At 42.5% G+C, this 20,859-nt stretch carries 23 protein-coding genes; 11 read left to right on the top strand and 12 right to left on the bottom strand.

Going from position 1 to position 20,859, the window contains the following annotated elements; all coding sequences use genetic code 11:
- Positions 1–59: 59 nt before the first annotated feature.
- Positions 60–3,221, top strand: a complete 3,162-nt coding sequence (locus ACFPFU_RS09750) for a CheR family methyltransferase (RefSeq protein ID WP_377063946.1) — start codon at positions 60–62, stop codon at positions 3,219–3,221.
- A 100-nt stretch (positions 3,222–3,321) separates the two neighbouring features.
- Here ACFPFU_RS09750 and tnpC read toward each other — a convergent pair whose 3' ends face one another.
- The 8 genes from tnpC to ACFPFU_RS09710 form a co-directional block, all read right to left on the bottom strand.
- Positions 3,322–4,827: an IS66 family transposase gene (gene tnpC / locus ACFPFU_RS09745; protein ID WP_377063944.1), complete on the bottom strand. Its 1,506-nt coding sequence runs from the start codon at positions 4,825–4,827 to the stop codon at positions 3,322–3,324.
- Between the two features lie 175 nt (positions 4,828–5,002).
- On the bottom strand, positions 5,003–5,350 hold the full coding sequence (gene tnpB, locus ACFPFU_RS09740; RefSeq protein WP_377063942.1) for an IS66 family insertion sequence element accessory protein TnpB: 348 nt from the start codon (positions 5,348–5,350) through the stop codon (positions 5,003–5,005).
- Positions 5,350–5,637, bottom strand: a complete 288-nt coding sequence (gene tnpA / locus ACFPFU_RS09735; protein WP_377063940.1) for an IS66 family insertion sequence element accessory protein TnpA — start codon at positions 5,635–5,637, stop codon at positions 5,350–5,352. The genes tnpB and tnpA overlap by 1 nt, the downstream gene beginning before the upstream one ends.
- Before the next feature lie 593 nt (positions 5,638–6,230).
- On the bottom strand, positions 6,231–6,449 hold the full coding sequence (locus ACFPFU_RS09730; RefSeq protein ID WP_377063938.1) for a MauE/DoxX family redox-associated membrane protein: 219 nt from the start codon (positions 6,447–6,449) through the stop codon (positions 6,231–6,233).
- 93 nt (positions 6,450–6,542) lie between these two features.
- Positions 6,543–7,487: a fatty acid desaturase family protein gene (locus ACFPFU_RS09725; protein WP_377063936.1), complete on the bottom strand. Its 945-nt coding sequence runs from the start codon at positions 7,485–7,487 to the stop codon at positions 6,543–6,545.
- A gap of 315 nt (positions 7,488–7,802) precedes the next feature.
- Entirely contained in the window at positions 7,803–8,042 is a 240-nt protein-coding gene (locus ACFPFU_RS09720) for a hypothetical protein (protein WP_377063934.1), read from the bottom strand.
- Between the two features lie 149 nt (positions 8,043–8,191).
- Positions 8,192–8,377, bottom strand: a complete 186-nt coding sequence (locus ACFPFU_RS09715; RefSeq protein WP_377063932.1) for a hypothetical protein — start codon at positions 8,375–8,377, stop codon at positions 8,192–8,194.
- Positions 8,378–8,480: 103 nt separating this feature from the next.
- Positions 8,481–8,837: a cupin domain-containing protein gene (locus tag ACFPFU_RS09710; RefSeq protein WP_377063930.1), complete on the bottom strand. Its 357-nt coding sequence runs from the start codon at positions 8,835–8,837 to the stop codon at positions 8,481–8,483.
- 355 nt (positions 8,838–9,192) lie between these two features.
- On the opposite strand from ACFPFU_RS09710, the gene ACFPFU_RS09705 reads away from it, so the two are divergent.
- A complete protein-coding gene (locus ACFPFU_RS09705) occupies positions 9,193–10,554 on the top strand; it encodes a glycoside hydrolase family 130 protein (protein ID WP_377063928.1) in 1,362 nt (453 codons plus the stop codon).
- Between the two features lie 5 nt (positions 10,555–10,559).
- Here the strand turns inward: ACFPFU_RS09705 and ACFPFU_RS09700 are convergent, their stop codons facing one another.
- The 3 genes from ACFPFU_RS09700 to ACFPFU_RS09690 all read right to left on the bottom strand — a co-directional run bounded on the left by ACFPFU_RS09700 (position 10,560) and on the right by ACFPFU_RS09690 (position 14,890).
- Positions 10,560–11,576, bottom strand: coding sequence for a glycosyltransferase family 4 protein (locus ACFPFU_RS09700; RefSeq protein WP_377063926.1), 1,017 nt, complete (start codon positions 11,574–11,576; stop codon positions 10,560–10,562).
- On the bottom strand, positions 11,573–13,864 hold the full coding sequence (locus ACFPFU_RS09695) for a glycosyltransferase family 4 protein (protein ID WP_377063924.1): 2,292 nt from the start codon (positions 13,862–13,864) through the stop codon (positions 11,573–11,575). Before ACFPFU_RS09695 ends, ACFPFU_RS09700 begins: the two co-directional genes overlap by 4 nt.
- A gap of 465 nt (positions 13,865–14,329) precedes the next feature.
- Complete coding sequence (locus tag ACFPFU_RS09690; protein ID WP_377063922.1) at positions 14,330–14,890, bottom strand: helix-turn-helix domain-containing protein; 561 nt, start codon at positions 14,888–14,890, stop codon at positions 14,330–14,332.
- Between the two features lie 182 nt (positions 14,891–15,072).
- Between ACFPFU_RS09690 and ACFPFU_RS09685 the strand changes: the two genes are divergently transcribed.
- The 9 genes from ACFPFU_RS09685 to ACFPFU_RS09645 all read left to right on the top strand — a co-directional run bounded on the left by ACFPFU_RS09685 (position 15,073) and on the right by ACFPFU_RS09645 (position 19,998).
- Positions 15,073–15,297, top strand: coding sequence for a hypothetical protein (locus tag ACFPFU_RS09685; RefSeq protein ID WP_377063920.1), 225 nt, complete (start codon positions 15,073–15,075; stop codon positions 15,295–15,297).
- Positions 15,298–15,316: 19 nt separating this feature from the next.
- Positions 15,317–15,673: a hypothetical protein gene (locus ACFPFU_RS09680; RefSeq protein ID WP_377063918.1), complete on the top strand. Its 357-nt coding sequence runs from the start codon at positions 15,317–15,319 to the stop codon at positions 15,671–15,673.
- Entirely contained in the window at positions 15,645–15,920 is a 276-nt protein-coding gene (locus ACFPFU_RS09675; protein WP_377063916.1) for a type II toxin-antitoxin system HigB family toxin, read from the top strand. Before ACFPFU_RS09680 ends, ACFPFU_RS09675 begins: the two co-directional genes overlap by 29 nt.
- A gap of 255 nt (positions 15,921–16,175) precedes the next feature.
- A complete protein-coding gene (locus tag ACFPFU_RS09670) occupies positions 16,176–16,565 on the top strand; it encodes a helix-turn-helix domain-containing protein (protein ID WP_377063914.1) in 390 nt (129 codons plus the stop codon).
- 396 nt (positions 16,566–16,961) lie between these two features.
- Positions 16,962–17,204 (top strand): ribbon-helix-helix domain-containing protein, encoded by a 243-nt coding sequence (locus ACFPFU_RS09665; RefSeq protein ID WP_377063912.1) that lies wholly within the window; start codon positions 16,962–16,964, stop codon positions 17,202–17,204.
- Positions 17,204–17,446 (top strand): type II toxin-antitoxin system RelE/ParE family toxin, encoded by a 243-nt coding sequence (locus ACFPFU_RS09660; RefSeq protein ID WP_377063910.1) that lies wholly within the window; start codon positions 17,204–17,206, stop codon positions 17,444–17,446. The genes ACFPFU_RS09665 and ACFPFU_RS09660 overlap by 1 nt, the downstream gene beginning before the upstream one ends.
- 230 nt (positions 17,447–17,676) lie before the next feature.
- Positions 17,677–18,309: a metallophosphatase domain-containing protein gene (locus ACFPFU_RS09655; protein ID WP_377063908.1), complete on the top strand. Its 633-nt coding sequence runs from the start codon at positions 17,677–17,679 to the stop codon at positions 18,307–18,309.
- A 274-nt stretch (positions 18,310–18,583) separates the two neighbouring features.
- The gene (locus ACFPFU_RS09650) at positions 18,584–19,042 is read left to right on the top strand and encodes a transporter substrate-binding domain-containing protein (protein ID WP_377063906.1); all 459 of its coding nucleotides are present in this window, start codon (positions 18,584–18,586) and stop codon (positions 19,040–19,042) included.
- On the top strand, positions 19,039–19,998 hold the full coding sequence (locus tag ACFPFU_RS09645; RefSeq protein WP_377063904.1) for a cation diffusion facilitator family transporter: 960 nt from the start codon (positions 19,039–19,041) through the stop codon (positions 19,996–19,998). Before ACFPFU_RS09650 ends, ACFPFU_RS09645 begins: the two co-directional genes overlap by 4 nt.
- 97 nt (positions 19,999–20,095) lie before the next feature.
- Here the strand turns inward: ACFPFU_RS09645 and ACFPFU_RS09640 are convergent, their stop codons facing one another.
- Positions 20,096–20,812: a GIY-YIG nuclease family protein gene (locus ACFPFU_RS09640; RefSeq protein ID WP_377063902.1), complete on the bottom strand. Its 717-nt coding sequence runs from the start codon at positions 20,810–20,812 to the stop codon at positions 20,096–20,098.
- Positions 20,813–20,859: the final 47 nt, after the last annotated feature.

Below are 20,859 nucleotides of genomic sequence, written 5' to 3'. Positions count from 1 at the left end.
GTGGCAATGCGGATTATTATTGAACTTATTGAGAAAAAATCACCAATGATCGATAACTAATGGATATATTAATAATTGGTGTAGGAGCCTCTGCCGGCGGTTTAAAAGCGCTTTATACGTTGTTCGAACACCCCGTTCCTTCAAATGTCTCATTTGTGGTGGTGCAGCACCTTTCACCGGACTTCAAAAGTGTCACGGCGGATTTACTAGCATCTCATTGTCATAGGGAGGTAATTGCTATTGAAGATAACATGAAGGTGGAAGCTAATTCTATTTATGTTTTGGCCGAAAGAAAAAAAGTGGAAATCCATCAAGGTAAATTCCGATTAACGGAGCTAGACCCCAACTCCATGAACAATACATTGGATTTATTTTTTAACTCTCTTGCTGCTGCGTATGGAAACAGGAGCATGGGTATCATACTTTCCGGGGGAGGCAGCGATGGGACCAAAGGTGCAGAGGCTATCAAGCAAGCCGGTGGAGTGGTGATAGCTCAAGACCCAGAGACAGCCCAGTTTGACACCATGCCCTCAAATGTCATTTCAGCAGGTATTGTAGATTCCGTTCTGGCGCCTGAATTGATGATGGATGAAATCATCAATTATCGGGAGCATAATATTCTGATAAGCCAGTTTAAGGATAGCAACGAAACATTATTGAAAGAGCTGCTCGATCTGATCAATGAACATACACCACTGGATTTTTCCAATTATAAAAGGGCCACCATTGTAAGAAGAATCACCCGGAGAATGAATCAGAAGTCAGTAGGGCTATTATCTGACTTTATTCAATTTTTAAAAAACAACCCTGGTGAAATTGATACACTTGCCAAAGAGTTTATGATCAGTGTCACTGAATTTTTCAGGGATTCGGGAGCCTTTAATCTTTTGAAAGAAAAGGTTATCCCTGAAATCCTGGCAAACAAAGAAAATAATTCCCCCATAAAAATATGGGTAGTGGGATGTGCTACAGGACAAGAAGCCTACTCTATTGCCATATTGGTGTATGAATGCCTTGAGGAAATGAAAAAATCAATGGAAGTAAAAATATTTGCTTCCGACATCGATAAAGAAGCTTTGGCGATCGCTTCAAAGGGAAGCTATCCAGAGAGTGTTGCCAACGAAATCTCTGAAGAAAGACTTTCTAAATTTTTTTACAGGGAAGGTGATCGATATAATATTAAAGAGGCAATCCGGAATATGTTGATCATAGCCGAACATGATATCACCAAACATCCTCCGTATTATAAATTGGATTTGATCAGTTGCCGCAACTTGCTCATCTATCTGAATCCTGACTTGCAAAAGAAGATTCTTGCCACACTTCATTATTGCCTCAACCCTGAAGGTTTTTTGTTTCTTGGGCCCAGCGAAAGCCTTGGCGATCTGAAAATGAAGTTTTTTGAAGTAGATAAAAAGTGGAAAATATATAAGAACCTAGAATCTGCCGTGCGTTTGGAAAATGGCACCTACTCTATCCCCAGTTTATATGTAAAGCCACCCATAAAAGCAATGCCTGCTTTGCGGACAACCCCTATTTCGCCGTCTGATGGCCTTTATGAGATTATCGCTGATGTGCTTTCTGAGAGAACGAATCAAGCCGGTGTGTGTGTGGATGAGAATTACAACATACTCAAGACCTTCGGAGAATATAAAAAATACCTGCTTCCTGAGATGTTTAATTTTAATTTGCTCCGAGTATTGCCCCATGAGCTGTCGATCGTTACTGCAACGGGCCTTAATAAGGCGAACACAGATAAAAAAGAATTGACGATCAAAGATGTTGTTTATTCCCATGATAATACCCCCCGTTCCGTTACCATTTATTTTCAGCCTATTCCGGAGTATAAATTTGCGGGAAAAGTAACATTGGTTTGTTTTTCTGACTCTACCGCACCCCCCTCAGAAAATGTAGAAGTATATGATAAGGAAATGCATACCCGCAGATATTTGCTGGATTTGGAAGAGGAGCTTAAAGAAACTCAAAAGAAGTTGAATGAGGCGTATGAGGCACTTGAGGTCTCAAATTTACATGCGCAATCTTTTCATGAGGAGTTGATTTCAGGAAATGAAGAATTACAAAGCACAAATGAAGAAGTTCAATCCGTCAATGAAGAGTTGCATACGGTCAACAATCAATACCAGATTAAAATAAAAGAGCTGACAGAGCTCAACGATGATTTGAATAATTATTTCCGGACTACCGTCAATGGCCTTATATATGTAGATAGAAATTTTATCATTCGAAAGTTTACACCATCGGCTGTCAAACAAATTAACCTGAAAGAATCGGATGTTGGGCGACCCATAAGCGATATATCAACCAACATTAAATTTTCTACGATGGTAGAGGATATGCAAAAGGTAGCTGAATCCTCCCATTTAATAGAAAAGGAAGTTGAGACGATGGACCGGAAATGGTATAAGATGGTCGTGCTTCCTTATGTAAGGCAGCAGGATAGTCAAACCGATGGGGTCATTATTTCGTTCAATGACATTACAGATCTCAAAATTGCCCAGAAAAAGTTGATAAAAATTAATAAGGATCACAACACATTTATCTATTCTGTCGCCCATGACTTGAATGCACCTGCCACAAACATTGAATCATTGGCAAACCTCTTGCTTGATAGTATAGGACCTGAAAATTCCGAAATAAATGAAATAGCACGCTTGGTGAGGGATTCAGTTGTCAAACTTAAAGAAACGATTTTAGAGCTTTCAGACATTACTAAACTGGAAAAGCAATTTTCGGAGGACTTTGTAGAGAATGTTAATTTTTATGACCTTCTGGAAGAAGTTAAGTTGAGTATCCATGATATGCTTATAAAAACAGATTTGAAACTTACATATGATTTCCAGGCAGAGACGATCAATTTTTCTAAGAAAAATCTTAGAAGTATTCTTATGAATCTTTTAACAAATGCCATTAAGTACCGGTCGAAGGACCGTAATCCTGAGGTTCATATACACACAGAAAGAAATAATGATTACACAATTCTTTCCGTTCGGGACAATGGCATAGGAATAAGCGAGGATAAAAAATCCAAACTTTTCACCATATTTAAACGTGTCCATGAGGAAGAAGGTATCCCTGGTTCCGGCATAGGCCTTTTCATGATAAAAAAGATGATAACCAATGCGGAAGGTGATATCTCGGTCGAAAGTGAACCTGGGAAGGGCTCTACGTTTAAGGTTTGTTTTAAAAATCATACAGCATGAAAAACAGCGACGGGGCATCCCAATGCTATTAAGTTAAGGATTTGGGGTTATTTTTTCCTTTCCTGAAGCAGTATTTTGTATGCATCCCACCAAGTACATACTAAGCCTTCTTTTTAAAGTTCTGCGGGTATAGGTCTCTGACGTTTTTGTGGTTTGTCTGCATGATATTTTCAAGGGTATGCCTGAGCCATTCATAGGGGTTTACCTCATGCTTTTTGCAGATGGCAAAGAAGGAATAGATCATGGCAGCCCTTTGTGCCGATGCATGTGAACCTGCAAAGAGGTAATTTTTCCGGCCCACAGCGACAGGCCTTATGGCGTTTTCTATTTGGTTGTTGTCTATTTCCAGCCGCCCGTCATATAGATAGTTGGACAATTCCGCCCATCTGTTGATACTGTACAGGACCGCTTTGCCTATGGCCTCTTTGGGCTTTACATTACTGAGGCGTTCCTTCATCCATTCTGCCATTTCATTGATCACCGGCAGGGATTTCTCAAGCCTGAGTGCTTTGCGGGCTTCAGGATCAAGGCCTGTTTCTCTGGCCTCACGCTCTACCTGATACAACCGGCCTATATAATTGAGTGCCTGCTGTGCCGTTTTTTCGTCGTTTGACATGGCTTCAAAAAACTCCCTTCTGGCGTGCGCCCAGCAGGCAAGATGGATGACATCCTTTCTTGCACCGGTCTTTTTATATCCGGGGTAACCATCGGTCTGCAGATAGCCTTTGAAGCCGCTGAGCATATTTTCCACGTTTTCCGCTGCACGCGTAGGCCTGTAGTCAAAAAGCACGGTGCCGTCCAGGGGGCTGTGGTAGACCCAGTAATAGCCCAGATGACAGGACTTCCTGCCCGGGTTTTCCAGTACCCTGATGGTTGTCTCGTCCGCCTGAAGGTATCCCATCGATTTGGTGTCTTCAAGCAGGCAGTCATATAAGGGTTCCAGCCGTTCAAGGCCCCGTCTTGCCCAACCCTCTATCGAAGAGGCGGCAACCGGGATTTTCTCCCTTTTGAACTGCTGGATCTGCCTGTAGAGTGACAGGTGGTCCATATATTTGCCCACCAGTATATGTGCCAGAAGCGCGGCCGAAGGGATGCCCCTGTCGATGACCCTGGCGGGCAACTGCGCCATCCTTACCCCGTTTTCGCTGTACCTGTCCTTTGGGGCATATTTGAAGCGGATGTACCTTTTGATGAAAAACCTTGCGGGGACAAAATCTAGTTCTTCGGTTACTTCTTTTCCGATACAGACCATCTCCGAGAGGTCACCATCCGGATGCAGCTCCACTTCTTCCACGGGAAGATGGTCCGGCAGGGGCCTGCGCCCGATATGGGAGGTCTTTCTCTTCCTGCGCAGGCCTTCTTTCTTTTTTTCAAACTCCGCTGCCTGTTCCTGTTGTTTTTCCGGCGGTGCTTCAAAGGGAAGCGGCATCTGGTCACTGCTGCCCTCAAAGCGTTCCCTTCTCTGTCCGAAGGCAAGCCGCCTGAACTTCTCGACAAGGGCCTTCAGGTAGACAGCCTCCTCTTCTTTTTCGCGGATGATACGCTCCCTGTCACCCAAAAGGGTGATGAGTTGTTCTTTGGAGAGCAGTTTCAGGGAGGTTTCCATGGTTTAAAAATAGGGCGCGGGAAGCGTATTTCCATGGATTATTTATCCACACAGGCTGTGGATAAGTCGGAAAAAAAACGGTTTTTCAAAAAACCGGAACAAAATCGCCCCATGCGGCCCGCAGAAGCAGGCAGGCAGGGGATTTGCTGACTCAGGGTCAGCAAAAAAAGTCCTTTTACAGCCTGTTTTGGTACCTCTTTTTTTGCCTGTAACCCTGTACAAGGATGCCCTCGGCCATCATGACCAGTTCCGGCCACCGGATCGGGGCGCCATTTCCTGCCTTTTGGGGAGGGGTGAAGGTGCCCTGCTCCAGCCGTTTGTAGTACTGTACAAAACCGCCCTGCTCCCAGTGAAGCAGTTTGATCAGGTTCCTGCCCCGGTTCAGGAACACATACACCACACCCGATGCGGGGTCCCTGTCCAGGTGGTTGCGGACCAGGCCGCAGAGCCCGTCGAAGCTTTTTCTCATGTCCACGGGGCTGCCGTAAAGGTAATAACTGTGGGTGGATCCCAGGCTGAACATCAGTACATCCGGATAAGGCGGGAAAGAAGTTCCGGCTCCGGGCGGTCAATTCTCAGGACTACCCCGTTGGGATAGACAAGCTCTGCCCTGCAATCCCCGGACGGACGGGCGCCCTGGCATTCGATTTTGTGAAAACCGCCGGGATGCGCCGCCTCTCTTTGGAGCTTCCTGTACCAGTAATTGAATTTATGAAAACCTATACCCCTGGATTCACTGAAGCACTTCTGCGTCTGGCCGCTGGTTTCGTACTCTCCGACCAGCCTTGTCATTTCTTCCCGTATTTTCATAACTTATATTTTTGTTACAAAAATAAAAGGATCCATATTTAGGGGAAACATGCACTTTATGGGTCGCATACCGTATTTTTTTGTTTTTCAGTTCAAGGCCGGCCGGGTTGAGGGTGTAGTTTTCCCCGGCACCGTATCAGGGGCCTGCTCCGGGGGCGATATGTGCTGTGTCCGTTTTTCTTTCGGGGTCTTTGCTTTTTCCCTAATTCAGGGATAGGTGAAACAATCATTGCCGTTTTATTCCGTGAACCTTTCATAGACATAATAAATGCTGACGGAAGACTGTTTAAAAAGATATAGAAAGAGAATTAGAGTGGCAGTTGACTAACGAATCGATGGGATAGTGCTTTTATAAGCAAATATTCCTAATCATGTTTGAAAACAAAAAAACAAAATTTCAATCGTCAAATCATATTACACGTAGTTATTAATAAAAATTTATTTTATGTGTAAAGCTTGGAATCATTCTTCTAGTTGCAAATGTGGTTGGGGGGAAAGGTTCTATTGCTGATCATCCGGCCATCCCCACACTCCATCCAAAGTGCCAATATCCCCAGGAACAGCAATGTGGCATTGAAATAGAAAGGTTCGTGTCAGCCCATGGCTTCTATAAAACCAGCGCAGTTGCAGGGGACACGGTCAAAGACATTCCACCAGATCAATCCAACATAGGTAGTAAATACAGAAAGCAATACTACCGATCCCATCAGTCCCCACCATCTAAGCGGTTTTACCGTTAATGCGACGGCCAACAACAGCAACCGGCACAGATGCCCTGCCTGAGCTCGGTCATTGCTTCTCTGGAAAACCATTTCGGGCAGTTCCAATTTTTTACAAGGTGGTCTTCTTGTGGATTAGTCAAAAGTGACATCGTACTACCTTTTTTAAATAGGCATGACCTAACATTACGCTCTGCCCAATTGACGGAGCATTTTTACATGACCAGAAAGTGCCGCTAGAAATGTTTTCTTCACCAAATAGGGAACGTTGTATTCTTCGGCCGTTTTGGAAACGATTCGGGATAGCTTTCTGTAGTGAACATGACAAATATTGGGAAACAAATGGTGCTCAACCTGAAAATTCAGTCCTCCGATTAACCAGGAAAGAAACCTGCTTTTGGGAGCATAATTACTTGTTGATGCCAACTGGTGCACAGTCCAATCTTTGGCAATAACACCCTCTTCATCGGGTTGGGAAAAAGTAGTGTCCGGTATCACATGAGCGGTCTGAAAGACGATACTTATACAAATCCCCGTAACAAAATGCATGCTCAAAAAGGCCATAATAATAATCCAAGCGGGTAAAGGGACCATAATCAATGGCAAAACCAACGCATAGGAGTAATAAAGCAACTTCCACCCCCCAATTTTCAAAAGTTCTCTTCTGAATTCTCCATCCTTACTAAAGAAACCCATTTTTTTGTAACGACTAGCCCTGACAAAATCCTTCATGGTAATCCACGATATCGTAGAAAGTCCATAAAACAGCCATATATAAAGATATTGGAAACGGTGAATCCAGTATCGCTTGGCATGTGGGGAAAAGCGCAAGAAAAACGGTGCGTTAATGTCATCGTCCCCTTCGTCAATATTGGTATAGGTGTGGTGGAGCACGTTGTGCTGGATTCTCCAAACACTGGAATTGGCCCCAATAAGATTCATGGTATAGCCAAGGTACTTGTTAACGGTTCGGTTTTTGGAATAAGAACCGTGGATAGCATCATGCATCACCCCCATCCCTACTCCAGCCATTCCAAAACCACTGGTAATATATAAGGCAAATAGCAATAAAGGATGGGCAACTATTCCTGTGCTTATAATGATCAAAGGAACAAAGAAAGCTGAAAGCATAACAATGGTTTTCAAAACCATACTTACATTTCCGTTTTTACTTTTATTATTTCTTTTGAAATAGTCATTTACCCTTGTTCGCAAGATTTTAGCGAATTCGGAATTTCTATTTGACGCAAATTTTAAATTTTTCATTGGGTAATAATTAAAACTTCTCCACACCTTCCAATTTTGTATGACAGCTCTTTTGCAGTTGTTTCATTTATCTAAATAATCCCTGTAGCTCAACGCAAGAAAGAATTTCGACGCTGCCCTGCTTTTCTCAAGTTTAACTGAAGTTCCGGACTACATGCTTTTGCGCTCTCCGATTTCTGCCTATTTCCATTTGATAAGTTGCAAATGGCGCCTTGTATCAACCTTAATTTTCATTCTGCCACATCCAGGGATGATCAAATCTGCATGTTTCATTGCTAAAGGATTCATAATTCCTTTAAGCACAGGCTGACCGATGGCCATGTATTTTGTAGCTTGCTTTCCAAATTCATTTGCCACAATATTCATTGTGTTCATGATATAGGAAACTGTACGATTTGTTTTTGGTATATCAGTCATCATCTTTTTGATCTTTTTATCTTATTACAAAGGTGAGGCTTTTATAATCGCTGTACGTTACATAAACATTGTTTGGGATTATAAATATCCCACATATGTAATAGTTGAAAGCTTAAACAGCCTGTTACAGGCTCTTTTCAATTATTCTACTGCTAATACCGTTGGAGTTCTGCAAAGAGCAATTCCAATTCAGCCCTGGTTTTCTTTAGTTTTTCAGATAACCTATCAAGCATACTATCTCTCCCATGTTCATCAATAAGAAAATCATTATCAGTAAGAAAGGGAAACCTTCTTTTCAACATGATCTTCTGCTCTCTCCAACTTCTTAAAATGTTCATTATTTGTTATATATTTCAGTGTTCTTCAACAAACTGAAGTAAGTTTACCCCAATCTTTTTTATTTGATTTATGCTCTCCTTGGATTTCACATCCGTGTAGGTATTACGGTCCCAAAGGCACTCCTTCGTATCCACTTTTGATCGTTGTCGAAATCATTTTAAACCTGACATTGGCCTTAATACTACTTGATAAATGAGCCGGGATAATAATAGCCTCTCCTGAGTTTAATTTTTTTGATTTTCCATCAATGAATATTTCCGCCTTCCCCTCAATTACTTGAATGAATATATCAAAAGGTGATTTTTTTTCAGGCAAAATCTCCCCGGAGTCAAAGGAAACGGCAGAAACATCTCCTGTCGTTTTTTTGATAATGGTTTTACTCAATATGGAATGGGGAATGTAATCAACCAATTCCACTGTAATTAATACTTTTAATTTTTGCATCTCAAAATGTCCCATAGCTTTGTCATCACTACAAAGGTGCACAGAATCTTATCCTCTTGCATTACATTTAGAATTCCTATGCTTATAGATTTCTCATGTTTAGAGCACGCCAAAACCGTGAAGCCAAAAATCATGGTGAGAGGAAATTCATTTTTGGTAACTTTTATCACTGCAAGCCAGAGATTAAATTAATTCCATAATTAAGGTGATTTACTACCGAAATTCGGGTTACCTTTAGTCACATCCTGATTTAGCCTAAATGATTGAAATGATGAAAGTTCCGGTTCAACGAAAAAATTTTAAGTTTCTACCGGATTCCAGCAGAGTGGTAGCCAGGTTCTTCTGGAACGGGAAAGAACGATGTCAAAAAATGATAAGCAGGGTACTTTCCCTGGAAGAAAGTCAGGTCAGGTTAATCCTGGAACAGACCTTAAGGGAATTTGCCAGTCGCCATAGAAATATTTCCCGCATTTTTTTAAAACACTTTGAAAGAATCCAATCCGTACTGGTTGAAATGGATATCATTCCTCATGATCTATCCGATCATCGGATAATGTTGATCGGCTCTTATTGTACAATGGAATACTCCATTGAATCGGCGGCCATATTCAATCCCTCCATCGTCAGGGATCTGGACCAATCCCACCTTGAAGAAGGAGAGATGAGGGTAATCCTTTCCTTTAGGGCTACAGGAGAAGGCCATATTTCTTCCATCGTTTTCAGAAGAGCTATCATTGACAAAAACAACGATCTACATGTGATGAAATCGGGCGATCAGATCGACCTTGCCGAAGTCACCCATAAGAGATTATACGATAAAAAAAAGTATATCAAGAAGCTTACCGAGATGAATATTCCCGAAAAATATTCCGATAAGATCATGTCGGAGCTTCCTGATAACTTTGAGTATTACGCCCTGACCACTGCGGTGACTGACGTGTTAAACGACCACACCATCAGTATGGAAAGGAGAATCGCCCTGCAGGAAATGACCTGGTTGGTAGATTCTTTTTATGATGTACGGTTCCATTTGGATTCTGACCTTACAGAAAGGGTTTTATTCCCCATCTCAAGCTCCGAAAGCAAAGGAATAGAAGATGCCCGTTTTGTTAATTTTACCGAAGACGATGGCACCGAAAAAATATACGCTACTTATACGGCCTATAATGGACACAAGATACTTCCCAAACTACTTTCTACTGAGGATTTTTACATCTTTCGGGTGATGCCGCTACATGGAAAAGGAGCGCTGAACAAAAACATGGCCCTGTTTCCCAAAAAGATAAGTGGAAAATACGCGATGATGGCCAGGATAGACGGCGTAAACAATTACATCATGTTTTCGGATCAAAGTACGTTATGGAATGATCCTATCTTGATCCAGGAGCCTAAATTTCCCTGGGAATACACGCAAATTGGAAACTGTGGATCGCCTTTATATACCAAAGAAGGGTGGCTGGTCATTACACACGGGGTTGGCCCCATGCGTCGGTACAGCATTGGCGCATCACTGCTCGACTTGGATGATCCAACCAAAGAGATCGGGAGGCTAAAAGAGCCCCTCCTGGCACCACTGGAAGAAGAGCGGGACGGTTATGTGCCCAATGTAGTCTATTCCTGCGGAGCCATCATCCATAACGAAAACCTTATTTTGCCCTATGCCGTATCGGATTCCTCCTCCACCTACGCGGTCATTGCCTTGGATGACCTGTTCGGAGCATTGAAAAGATAAGGGCTTTAGCTTTTGTGTTGAATCACTTTTTTATACGCTTCCATATAGTTATCCACCATTGATTGAAGGCTAAACCTTTCCTGTGCATATAACCGACAATTGAGCGGGGCAATTTCTGCTAGAACGGTAACTTTCTCCACGGCCTCATCTGTATTTTTCACCAAATAACCTGTAACTCCATCCTTTACCAGCTCCCTCATACTGCCCCGGTCAAAGGCAATAACAGGGGTTCCCGACATCATGGCCTCCAGTACACTTAAGCCAAACGGCTCCTCGAAACAGATAGGGTGCAATAATGCCTTAGCAGCGGCCAGTAATTTTCTTCCTATACCGGGTCCTACATTTCCCACGTAACTTACCGTGTCACCGTTGATGGATGGCTCTATTTTTTCTTCGAAGTATACGGTATCCTGAATCAAACCAGCTATCACCAGGCGGTGTTTGGACCTTTGGGCTATTTCTATGGCCAGGTGAGTGCCTTTATCCGGATGGATCCTGCCAAAAAACAAAAGATACTCTTCCTTGATGTCCTGAAACTGAAAGACCGAGGGGTCAATCCCATGATAAATGGTAGTAAGATAATTCAGTTCATTAGCCCTGTCCGAATCGGAAATGGACACATAGGCAGAAGAGTTGTTGTACTTTTTATAGACGGGAATAATCTGAGGGGAAGAAAAGCCATGTATAGTTGTGATCATCGGTGTGCTGATCAAGGCCGAATACGTAAGAGGGAGAAAATCAAAATGGTTATGGATAATATCAAAATGATGGGCTTGCTCCATCAGATTACTGATATGCAGGCATTCCTCCACTTTGGGATCAACACGCTTGTCTATCTCATAGGGAAGTGCAGCGGTAGACTGAAGCTTTGCCCCGGTTTTGGAATCTGCTGTTGCAAAAAGGGTGACATCCATACCCCTGGCCAACAGCCCTTCACAAATATTGGAAGCCACCTGTTCCCAAGGTCCGTAGCTTTCAGGGGGCGTTCTCCAGGCAATGGGAGAAAGAACTGCTATTTTCAAGGAAATACTTCTTTTTTAAGACTTATTGGGCCTGTAACGACCAACTTTTCCGCTTCTTCTGCTTTATAGAACTCTTCATGAGCTTGCAGTACTTCCAAATGGGATATTAAATAGGCCAATGAGCTCTCCGCTCCCTGGTTTCTATTTACTCCATAGCTTTCAAAACCATCGCAGCACCCTTTGGTCTCAAAATCGTACAGACTCATCCTCAGGTCATTTTCTCCCAAGAACCACATAAACGAAGCAAATAATTTTTTCAGATAGGTATTTTCCCTTGTGAGTTGAAACGCTTGATGGTACATTTGTACCATGGACAGGGCATCAATGGGCTGTTGAGCAAAAACCGACCTATGTCCATCTTTGACATACCACTCTTTATTGCCGATAATAGACAAAATACCATCTTTCATCGTATGTTCGGTCAGAAAGTCCATCGTTTCCATGGCTATGCAGATTGTCTCATCATCCTCTAAAATTTCAGCTGAATGCAATAATGCCAATGGGAGAATCCCGTTGTCATAGGCCAGGAGCGACTCAAACCATCTCCAATCAGTAGTAGCTTGTTGTTTGTATTGCCTAATCAGCTTATTGGTCAAAATCCTCAATATCTCTGTCATTTGGTCATCATACCTATTGGCTTTTAGGTAATAACTTATACCGATAATGGTATTGGCAATCCCCCTTATGGATTTGAGCTTGTCAAAATTTGGCACCGCATCCAGGAACATTAGCTTCCCTGTTTGGAAGTAGGCATCATTCGGGGCATTCCCCATAAGGTAACCCAAGGCCCAGATTGTTCTTCCAAATGAATCTTCCGAACCTACCTGGTCTAAAAAATCCCTTTTAAAGCCCAAAAAGTTCTTAAAAGTCCCATCCGGGTTCTGTAAATAATGGATATAGCTCAAGTATATGGGCATATATCCTAATGCCAATGGATCCTTCTTTTGCTTGTAAGCCATGAGCACCATAAGCAGTGCCCGGGCATTGTCATCTAGACAATATCCCTCTTTCAGGTTGGGAATCCCGTATTTTGCATGTTGGATGATTCCGGTATCGTCTGTCAGCCTCTTGATATGAGCCATTGAAAAATTAGGCAGTAGGAGGATATCCAATATGCTTTCTTTCTTTTCCCGTTTTATGGGCGCCTCATTTAAAACGGCATTCAGGAGGTTTTTATACTTCCCGCCGATCATAGGCCAGGTAATGGTCTTTCCGTATTCCAACGCTTTTTCCCTAATGGCGTTCAGTTGAACAGGGTTACTGAGCATATCGTTTAGGAGAGTGGAAAGTTCTTCGTGGTTCCTAAAACCAAATAATCTTCCCATACCGTTTTCCAAAAGTTCTTCTGCATGCCAATAAGGAGTTGAGGCAATGGCACAACCGGCTCCAATAGCATAGCTTAATGTGCCACTGGTGATCTGGGCCTGGGCAAGGTAGGGGGTGATATAAATATCACAAGCGGTGAGGTATTTTATCAGTTCATTTTCATCAATAAAGTCATTTAAAAATAAAACATGGTCTTGTAAATCCATATTTTTCACCATAAGCTTAAGGTAATTCCTGTACTCTTCACCCGCATGTTTAATTACATTTGGATGCGTTTTTCCCAAGATCATATAAACTGTATTGGGATGATTTTTGATGACATCGGGAAGGGATTTGATCACCGTTTCAATTCCTTTGTTGCGGCTGACAAAGCCAAAAGTCATCAGTATTTTCTTTTCTTCAAACCGAAAGGCTTTCCGAACCCCCGAAGTATCAAACTGCATATCCGGGACCCCATGTTCTATTAAGCTTATTTTTTCCCTGGACACCTGATATATTTCATCCAGGAACTTCACGGCCTTTTTACTCATGACCACCACTTTACTGGCCATGTCACAAACCTCCTTCAGGATAATCTTTTCATTATATGAAGGTGAATCCAGGACGGTATGTAAGGTGACAATAAATGGCATTTCAAGTCTATGCAAAAGAGGAAGGATATACAATCCGCTCTCCCCACCAAATATCCCGAATTCATGCTCCAGGACACAAAGATCCAAACCACTCAAATTGATGAAATCAGCTGCCTCAAGGTAATCTGTTTGCTGATCCTGCTGCAGGGTCATTTTTACTTCGCTGGGATGGGAATGGTACCCATCCTCATCGTTGATAGCTATCACAAAGCCTTCATATGTGCCGCCATCTCCTTCCACTGATTTTTTTATTGCCTGCTGAAGGTTTTGGGTAAATGTACCAATCCCACACTCTCTTGGCGGATAGGTACTAATATATCCTATTTTCATAATTACTTCCCGTTTTCATTGAAAATGCCATACATTTTAAGAATGCCACGGCACCTTAAAACCAAATTATCCGGCCCATATATCTCAAGCTTATAGGCAGCGGCATTTTTGCGCAGCCTGACTATGCATGGACTAGGACAACTTAATCATTATCCTCTTTCTCTTTTTTCTTGGCCTGTTTTGCAGCCCGCTTTTCTTTTAGGTTTTTTGCCGGCTGTTTTTTATCAGATTTACCATTCTTTTCTTTGGACATGTTGTTGGACTTTTTTAGTACGCTGATTTATTTTTTCATTAAAACAAAGCTATCCATATCCCAACTGATAAACCTTACAGTTAAAAAAATACACTTACAGATATCACATGTTTGCCGGGAAGGGAGAAGGTAACAAAGGCCCTTTTTACATTGAACCATCCTAAAAGCAATGACTTATAGAAAAAACAAACCTGGAAGTTCCTTGATTGACATCATAGGTTTTCCAGGTTCTGATCCCGTTTTTTCTTCATCTTCTTATAAAAGGATGGGGTCAGCCCGGTCACTTTTTTAAATTGATTGGACAGGTGTGCAGCACTGCTGTAGTGCAGCTTATAGGAGATTTCCGAGAGACTCAGTTCGTCGTATAATAACAGTTCCTTCACCCGTTCGATTTTATGCCGGATGATAAACTGCTGGATGGTCATTCCCTTAACTTCGGAAAAAATATTGGCCAGATAGGTGTAATCATAACCGAGCTTTTTACTTATATAATCTGAATTGTTCATATTGGGTATATCCTCTTCATAATGAACCATCTCGATGATCAGGTTTTTAATTTTCTCTATAAGTATACTCTTCTTATTCTCAAGTAGCTCCAGGCCTGACTTCCGTAAATTCTTTGCCAGCTGGAGGCGTTGTTCATCCGATATTTCCTGATGAATATTGACAACCCCCAGGTCTATCTCAAAATGATCGAGCCCCAACTTTTTCAGTTCTTCCTTGACCACCATTTTACACCGTAAGCTGACCATATACTTGATATAGAGTTTCATGTTTTTCTAAATGGTTCTATACTAATGTACGGAAGAAGCCTTATAAATTGTTCACTATAAAAGTGTTAATTATTTAAACTGTCCTGACCAAGATGTGAAACATGTAATTTTTGCTCATTTTAACGTAGTGGTTTACTCCTCATCATTTCGGATCTTTCTCCTTAAATTCAAACAAAAAGATCATGAGCAAGGAATTTGTACAAAACAGCTATAATGAGGGTGATGTAGTTTCCGCTATCATATACCCACAAACAAGGTTGGTGATAAGACGTTACATTGATCAAATTTACTATTGTAGGATACAAGGTGATGCTGAAAACAAGGATTTGGTTTATTTTGAGAGGGAATTAGTTAAAAACCCCTATTTAATTGAAAAAAACTTAAAAGCACGTTCTCAGGAAAAATGATGGTTCTATATGATTTACTGTGGGTAACTATTTTTCATTGTTTGCTAAATTTCAGAGTGATTTTCACCTCATGATCTTTGTTCCTTTTTTGCTTCAGATCAAAAAAGGAAAGCAAAACCTGTCCGCCGGAGGAGGAAACCCCTTTGCAGTGAGCTATTTGTCTAAAATCAAAGCCGGCACTCGTGCAGGAAAACTCCTCGGTGTCCAGCATGTCACCCCGCAAGATGGGGACTTTGTCACAAATATCAAGGTATTTAAGCCTAATTGTTTTCAGTTTGAAAACTTTTTAATATCTTTCATCGTTAAACAAATAACTGGTTTTGAAAAATATCATCTCAGTTATAAACGTGGTTCAGTTTTATCAGAAACACCCTGATGCCAAGTCGAGTATAGAAACCTGGCGCGCTATCGCCAAAAATGCTGAATGGCAAAAACCTTCAGATGTGGTCAGGGATTTCCCTGACGCTGATCCAGTTAAAAACAATCGGGTAGTATTCAATATTGCCAGAAATAAATACAGGTTCATCGTTCAAATCAGTTACATCAGGCAATGGGTCTTTATCAAGTTTATCGGGACACATGCCGAATATGATAAAGTAGATGCAAATACTATTGACCAGTAGTACTAAACCATAAAGCTGAATTGTAATCATATGAAACCACATGTCGAGTCTTGACACACAGGAAGATGATTATCAGTGGTGGTTCCACCCCGACCTACGGTACGGGACAAGTTATGGCCGATAAAAAAACAATTATAAACATATGAAATCGAGCATGACGAGATCGTCACAAGGAAGGATGATTATCTATCATGCGAGATTCCCCCGAAACAAGTTCGGGACAGGCTATATGGCTTAAAAGCAAATTATAATCATATGAAATGGTATAAAATCATCACAACCGAACAGGAGTACGAAAAAGCCTTGGCCAGGCTATCCAAAATCTTTGAGGCAGATCCTGACAGTGCCGAAGGAATGGAAGCGGAATTGTTGGTAACCCTGATCGAAAAATACGAAAAGGAGCACTACCCTATCGACATGCCTGATCCTGTTACGGCCATTCGGAAAACCATGGAGATGAAAGGTCTGAAGGACAAGGATCTAATTCCGGCTATCGGAAGCAAAACCACGGTGAGCTTGGTACTCAACCGAAAGAGGTCGCTGACTATCGATATGATCAGAAACCTCTCTGAATTGTTGGGGTTACCGGTTGACATACTGATCCAACCCTGCGAACTGGACGGGAAACAGGAAATGGCGAAGTAATTGCTGGATCTACCCTTCTAGTCAGCCCCCCAAAGCTAATAGGTTGCATTCACCTAATTTGGGTTGGTAGAAAATCAAAGAAAAAGCCACGGAATGTGAGAAAACAAGTAACTTATACCCGTTAAGGTATAAAAAGTGAGCGTAGTCAAACAATATACCCTGCCGGGTACAGCAAGTAAAACAGCAAAAAGAAAGAAAAACACATCTACCCCACCCATCCTGTACCGACTTTGTACCGAATTATATTAACTGACTGAAAACAAACACCTTACAGATTCTGTATCGGGAAGTAAAAGCTATAAGCATCAATTTACCCATTGAACTATGTAGGTTTGCTTTTCTAGTTCTATTGGTGTATTATTACACCAAAAGTACACAACGTGTACCAAGAAAAGCGTGGCACGACAAACAATAACGATAAATGAACCAAATGATCTCTGGGTGAAAGAGAAGATCCGAGGCAATGAATATGCCAGTAAAAGTGAATTGATCAACGATTTAATCCGGAAGCAAAGAGAGCGGGAAGAGGAAAGAATTTGGTTAAGAAACAAGCTCATCAAAGGCGAAAAAAGCGGAATTTCCACCAAAATAATGGCTGAAATACTGGAAGAGGCCAAAAGACGCTCAAATAACGAATAATGCCATATATACTGACCCGACAGGCTGAGGAAGATCTCATTCAAATTTACTTGTATGGCCTGAAGGTATTTGGATCTATGCAGGCTGATGAATACCCTAATTCGTTGGAAAAACCTTTGAGCGAATCGCCGAAAACCCAAATATGTTTCCCCTTGCTTCCCATCTCCGAGAAGGATATCGGTTTTGTGTTCATGCTTCACTTACTATTTTTTCACGACAGAAGATCACATGAGGATAATTAGAATCATAGGCAGACAGAAATTCCTATAAATTGAGTTAAAATTCAAAAAGCCATGACACACAAGTAGAAAGGACATTTAACCGTATCGGGGTCACCAGCTAAGTACCCTTATGCGAAAAAGAGGAAAAAGCAGTTTTGGAAAGGGGAAAGAAATGCTGGTAAAGAGCTCATTCAAACTGAGCTAAAAAAGTACTCAAGATTCTAGAAGGGTCTAAAAGAACCTGTAACACAATGAAAATCACCCTCATCTCCGACACCCACGGCAGGCACAGATCCCTCTCCCCTCCTCTAGGGGATATGATCATCCATGCGGGAGATATATCAGGAGTGGGGCAGGAAGAGGAGATAGCTGATTTTTTTGATTGGTATTCAGGGTTGGATTTTACCCACAAGATCCTGATTGCAGGCAACCATGATTTTTTCTTTGAAAAAGCGGGCGTGGAACGCCTGAAAACTGTGATTCCCAAGGATGTAATCTATCTTGAGGACAATGGCATCAACATAGAAGGCGTTAACATCTGGGGCTCCCCCATCACCCCTTGGTTTAATAACTGGGCGTTTAATCGGCAAAGGGGCAAGGAAATCAAGGAACATTGGAAATTAATCCCCAAGGACACTGACATTCTTATCACCCATGGACCACCCCGGGGAGTCCTGGACAGAAACGCCCGGGGAATACCCGCAGGCTGTGACGATTTGCTGAAGATTATCCAAAAACTCAAACCCAAATACCATATCTTCGGCCATATCCACGAAGGCCACGGAAGTTTGACCAAAGGTCAAACCACCTTTGTCAACGCCTCTGTCCTGGATGAGCGCTACGAGTTGGTGAATGGACCGGTATCTGTTGAGTGGAAGAATTAGCCGAATTCAATTTCTATTCGGAATGTGGCCCTTGTATAATACAGCGGTGACAAAAGGATTATCATACTCCAAGAGAGCATTAAACAGACTATCTTATTGGCAGATTTATTGCTATTTGTTTAATAAAATCAAGGCGTTGATCTAGCGGAAAATTATGTATTTTTCAAATCAAACTCCGGTTCATAAAAGAAATGGAACCTTTCAATTCGCAACTGAGAGACTTTCCTTTATCTTATCTACCGGGAAAAAGCTTCTATCCTTTTACCCTGTAAAAATGTTGGGATTTCTTGTCTTTTGGGTCGTCCCCTTTATTCTTATAGGCTGTGAAAATTTCCCCAAAGATCCCGAAAACACTTTAAAAAAAGTACACAATGGAACTTTACGGGTAGGCTATTCAGAGAACCCTCCCTGGGTGGTAGAAACCGATAACATTCCCATAGGCATAGAGCCGGAACTTGTCAAAGATTTCGCGAAGTCGCTCAATGCGGAAATTGAATGGATAAATGATACGGAACAAAATCTCTTCGATGATCTGGGGAAAAAGAAGCTGCATCTCGTGGTTGCAGGCATCACCAGTGATACTCCTTGGAAAAAGAAGGTAGGCCTTACCAGACCTTTTGCCAAGCGCGGTAAAAAGAAACAGGTGATGGCGGTTATCCAAGGGGAAAATGCCTTTATCGTCCAACTGGAAAGGTTTCTATATCAACAAAAAAAAGAAATTATCCAACCATGAAAGCGATAAAAAACTTCGAATATCCGGAGAAGTTAGTACCTGTTTTCAAAAAAGCCAAGCGACTTGAATGGCTGACCATCGCATATGTAATTTCAACGGCATTTTTTATCTTCCTTACGATGGGAAATTCCCAAGCCATGAAGACAGCGCTGTTGGAAGACTTACTGAGTCTCACCCCGGCCATTTCTTTTCAAATCGCCTCTAAAATCTTTATGAAATCCCCAAACACCGATTTTCCTTATGGGTACCATAGGGTGGTAAACATCGCTTTTTTGTGCAGTGCATTGGCTTTGTTTTCGGTAGGGACTTTTCTGGTAATTGACTCAAGTCACACCCTGATTATGGCCGAACATGCCACTATAGGGACAGTCGTTGTTTTTGGCCGACAGGTATGGTTGGGTTACCTTATGATCGCTGCCCTCTTGTGGGGAACGTTTCCTGCTATCATATTAGGAAGAATAAAATTACCTCTGGCTGAAAAACTGCATGAAAAAAACCTTTATACGGACGCAAAAATGAACAAGGCGGATTGGATGACCTCGTCCGCTGCCATTTTTGGTGTTTTTGGAATCGGTATGGGATGGTGGTGGGCCGATGCCGTTGCTGCCTTAGCCATTTCAGTGGATATCCTACATGATGGCTATACCAATTTGAAGCAGGCGGTTTTTGATTTGATGGACCAGGTTCCAAAAACTGTCAACAGACAAAAAAGGGATCCATTAATTGAAGAGATAAAAGAGGTTCTTGCCGGCAGAGAATGGATAAGTGATTTTGCCATTCGTCTCCGTGATGAAGGGCATGTTTATATTGGAGAGGGGTTTGTTGTTCCGGCCGGGGAGGAAAATTTAACCCAACTGATAGAGGAACTTGCTCAGGCGGTCCAGGCACTTGACTGGCGAATACAGGAGTTTGTCATCATGCCCGTCAAGGAACTGCCAAAAAAGGAAAAAGCTTGAAAACGATGGATGAACCTGACAAATGGATAAACGGTTATCAGTGGTAAACTGTATTGATTCTCTGGAAGTAAAAAAGTAAAGCTGGCTTCGGCTTCGCTCAGCCAGCTTGAGGATCATTGCCGTTTTCATGGTCGGAGGAGCGGGTGGAGCCGTTCCCCGGTGAGTGGGCAGAACCGTTCCCCGGTGGGTGGGCAGAACTGTTTTCCGGTGGGTGGGCAGAACTGTGTCCCGGTGAGTGAGCGGAGCCGTTCCCCGGTGAGTGAGCGGAGCCGTTCCCCGGTGAGTGGGCGTAACCATTCCCCGGTGGGTGGGCAGAACTGTGTCCCGGTGAGTGAGCGGAGCCGTTCCCCGGTGAGTGAGCATAACCATTCCCCGGTGAGTGGGCAGAACCGTTCCCCGGTGGGTGGGCAGAACCGTTCCCCGGTGGGTGGGCAGAACTGTGTCCCGGTGGGTGGACAGAACCGTTTTCCGGTGAGTGGGCGGAGCTGTGTCCCGGTGAGTGAGCGGAGCCGAACTCACCGGGACTGAAGTTTCTACAATGGCTCTCATTCATACACTCAGCCAATCTTTTTAACTCGGAGATCCAGCCCTTGATCAATGCTTCCTTCTTCTTTCTGCTCCAGCCCTGTATTTGTTTTTCTCTGTAAAACGCCTGATCTATTCGCGGAAATTCTTCGAAATAGATCAGCTTCACGGGAAGTCTTTTTTTGGTATGGTTGCTGCCTTGTCCGGTTTGATGTTGTTTCAAACGGCGTTCCAAATACTTGGTGCTTCCGGTATAGTAGCTTCCATCAACACATTCCAGTATGTACATATAGCCTTTCATAATACTAAAAAAATACGCTGGCTTCGGCTGCGCTC

This window comes from Negadavirga shengliensis, assembly GCF_042652345.1.
In the GTDB taxonomy this organism is placed as follows: domain Bacteria; phylum Bacteroidota; class Bacteroidia; order Cytophagales; family Cyclobacteriaceae; genus Negadavirga; species Negadavirga shengliensis.
The sequence above is the reverse complement of the archived record's forward strand: the minus strand, read 5'-3'. Positions and strand labels throughout refer to the sequence as shown.

Coding starts and splice junctions, on each gene's coding strand:
- ACFPFU_RS09670 (WP_377063914.1), top strand. CDS start 16,176: ATGAAATGGTATAAAATCATCACAACCGAACAGGAGTACGAAAAAGCC.
- tnpA (WP_377063940.1), bottom strand. CDS start 5,637: ATGAAAATACGGGAAGAAATGACAAGGCTGGTCGGAGAGTACGAAACC.
- ACFPFU_RS09685 (WP_377063920.1), top strand. CDS start 15,073: ATGAGCAAGGAATTTGTACAAAACAGCTATAATGAGGGTGATGTAGTT.
- ACFPFU_RS09695 (WP_377063924.1), bottom strand. CDS start 13,864: ATGAAAATAGGATATATTAGTACCTATCCGCCAAGAGAGTGTGGGATT.
- ACFPFU_RS09725 (WP_377063936.1), bottom strand. CDS start 7,487: ATGCTTTCAGCTTTCTTTGTTCCTTTGATCATTATAAGCACAGGAATA.
- ACFPFU_RS09705 (WP_377063928.1), top strand. CDS start 9,193: ATGATAAGCAGGGTACTTTCCCTGGAAGAAAGTCAGGTCAGGTTAATC.
- ACFPFU_RS09645 (WP_377063904.1), top strand. CDS start 19,039: ATGAAAGCGATAAAAAACTTCGAATATCCGGAGAAGTTAGTACCTGTT.
- ACFPFU_RS09640 (WP_377063902.1), bottom strand. CDS start 20,812: ATGTACATACTGGAATGTGTTGATGGAAGCTACTATACCGGAAGCACC.
- ACFPFU_RS09720 (WP_377063934.1), bottom strand. CDS start 8,042: ATGATGACTGATATACCAAAAACAAATCGTACAGTTTCCTATATCATG.
- ACFPFU_RS09710 (WP_377063930.1), bottom strand. CDS start 8,837: ATGGGACATTTTGAGATGCAAAAATTAAAAGTATTAATTACAGTGGAA.
- ACFPFU_RS09715 (WP_377063932.1), bottom strand. CDS start 8,377: ATGAACATTTTAAGAAGTTGGAGAGAGCAGAAGATCATGTTGAAAAGA.
- ACFPFU_RS09750 (WP_377063946.1), top strand. CDS start 60: ATGGATATATTAATAATTGGTGTAGGAGCCTCTGCCGGCGGTTTAAAA.
- ACFPFU_RS09655 (WP_377063908.1), top strand. CDS start 17,677: ATGAAAATCACCCTCATCTCCGACACCCACGGCAGGCACAGATCCCTC.
- ACFPFU_RS09690 (WP_377063922.1), bottom strand. CDS start 14,890: ATGAAACTCTATATCAAGTATATGGTCAGCTTACGGTGTAAAATGGTG.
- tnpB (WP_377063942.1), bottom strand. CDS start 5,350: ATGTTCAGCCTGGGATCCACCCACAGTTATTACCTTTACGGCAGCCCC.
- ACFPFU_RS09650 (WP_377063906.1), top strand. CDS start 18,584: ATGTTGGGATTTCTTGTCTTTTGGGTCGTCCCCTTTATTCTTATAGGC.
- ACFPFU_RS09660 (WP_377063910.1), top strand. CDS start 17,204: ATGCCATATATACTGACCCGACAGGCTGAGGAAGATCTCATTCAAATT.
- ACFPFU_RS09730 (WP_377063938.1), bottom strand. CDS start 6,449: ATGGTTTTCCAGAGAAGCAATGACCGAGCTCAGGCAGGGCATCTGTGC.
- tnpC (WP_377063944.1), bottom strand. CDS start 4,827: ATGGAAACCTCCCTGAAACTGCTCTCCAAAGAACAACTCATCACCCTT.